The 1,181-nt window shown below is 62.2% G+C and carries 1 protein-coding gene; it reads right to left on the bottom strand.

The annotated features are described in order from the left end of the window. On the bottom strand, positions 1-1,089 hold a 1,089-nt coding region (locus tag HED64_RS19620; protein WP_168153623.1), incomplete at its 3' end, for an IS1249 family transposase. Between the last annotated feature and the right edge of the window lie 92 nt (positions 1,090-1,181).

Raw genomic sequence — 1,181 nt, 5'->3', positions numbered from 1 at the left:
TTCCGGTCCGATCTGTTCTTCCTCATGTATTACCTTCGGTGCCGGCTTCAGATGTTCGGGCCGGATGAGAGTGTGCGGCGCGGCAGGTTTCTCGCTGTGAGTGTAGAGCCACCATTCGACGGCGCGTTTGGCATGGGCTGGCGGCATCCCACGGTGGTTGCGCAACAAGGCGCGCAGGTGAGTGTTGACCCCACCCTCGATCTTGTTGGTCGTCGAGTCGACACCAACGTCGATCAGTTCAGGATGCAGGTATGTGAACAGGTGCCCAGTCTTGGCCAGACGTTCCATCAGTCGGTAGGCCTTGCGCAGCCGGTCGTGCGTGTACCACCAGGCTTGGTTTGAGCGGACCCCGGCTGGCCGGAAGCCTGCGGGCCCCTGTTGGTAGGAGCGTTGCTTGATCAGGTCCCCGTGTTCGGTGTTCCACTGGTTCAGCACTTGGACCCAGGCGGCGGCCTCTTCGGTGGTCTTCAGCCGCGTGAGCGCTAGGGAGATACGGCGCAGGGCCCGCCCGGCATCGGTGCGCGGCCGCAACGTCAGGTAGGTGCGAACGTTGCGCTGGACATGGACGAGGCAGCGCTGAATTCTGGTCTCGGGCCACGCGCGAGAAAGGGCTGAGGCCAGCCCCGATCCGCCGTCGATGACCACCGCGCGCGGGGCCGGGATCAGTTCCATCAGCGCCAACCAGGCTGCTGACTTTTCGGTGTCGCACCACTGCCAGCCGATGACGTGCCCGTTGGCGATTGCTATCAGGCAGCACCATCCCCGGCCTAGGTAGATGCCGTCCATCTGGACTTGGCCGTGGATCTCTCCGGTGACCGCGAGGGCGGGTTCGATGTTCCAGCACCACTGCGTGGAGCGACGGAAGGTTCGACCGCCACCGGGACCGATCTCTGCTTGGGAATCCTTGCCCATGAGCCACTGCAGGAACTGATCCAGCTCGGCTTTGCGGGCGAGGTCGCTACGTTTGCGGACGCTGCTGGCTCCACAGTCAATGCATCTCCAGCGTTGGGTCCCGGCGGTCGTCTTTCCATTGCGTTTCAGCCGAGATCCGCATACATCACAGTGCTTCGATTTTCCAGAACCATTCACGGTTAATGGCTCAAGGCTATAAGAAACCCCGTTCTGCCGCGCTACCGTTGGGAAGCAGGCCCCTCACAGACACACTTTCTGTCCTATAAGCC

This window comes from Paeniglutamicibacter terrestris, from assembly GCF_012271785.1.
Taxonomy (GTDB): domain Bacteria; phylum Actinomycetota; class Actinomycetes; order Actinomycetales; family Micrococcaceae; genus Paeniglutamicibacter; species Paeniglutamicibacter terrestris.
Note: the sequence above shows the minus strand (reverse complement) of the source record. Positions and strands in the feature narration are given on the sequence as shown.